At 70.6% G+C, this 507-nt stretch carries 1 protein-coding gene; it reads left to right on the top strand.

Annotated features, from left to right (window positions below; genetic code table 11):
• Window positions 1-507 (top strand): Ig-like domain-containing protein (locus CCE02nite_RS20310; RefSeq protein ID WP_141391387.1); only part of this gene is annotated, 507 nt, incomplete at both ends.

Genomic DNA, 507 nt, shown 5'->3' on the forward strand with positions numbered 1-507 from the left:
CCCCGACGGCGCCGCGACCGAGCTCACCGTCACCACCGACGCGACCACCGCCACCGTCACCGACACCGGCGAGCTCGTCGTCACCCTCACCGAGAACCGCCAGGTCGTGACCTACACCGTCACCGACATCGACGGACTCACCGCCAAGGCCTTCGTCAAGGTCCCGGGGATGACGGACCAGGCCCCGACCCTGCGTCCGGGCATCACCCCGCTGGAGGTCGTCAGCGGTGAGCCGCTGCCGATCGACATCACCGACTACGTGCTCGTCGTCGAGGGCAAGACGCCGCGCCTGACGACCGAGGAGAAGGTCACCGCGCTCGAGGGGACCCGCGAGGTGCCCTCGACCACCGAGATCGTCTACACGTCGAACGCGGACTACGTCGGGCCGGCCGCCGTCACCTTCGAGGTGACCGACGGATCCGGCCCCGACGACCCCGACGGGCACACGGCGCTCCTCACGCTGCCGATCAGCGTGATCCCGCCGGAGAACCTGCCGCCGGAGCTCTC

This window comes from Cellulosimicrobium cellulans, assembly GCF_006539945.1.
Classification (GTDB): domain Bacteria; phylum Actinomycetota; class Actinomycetes; order Actinomycetales; family Cellulomonadaceae; genus Cellulosimicrobium; species Cellulosimicrobium cellulans.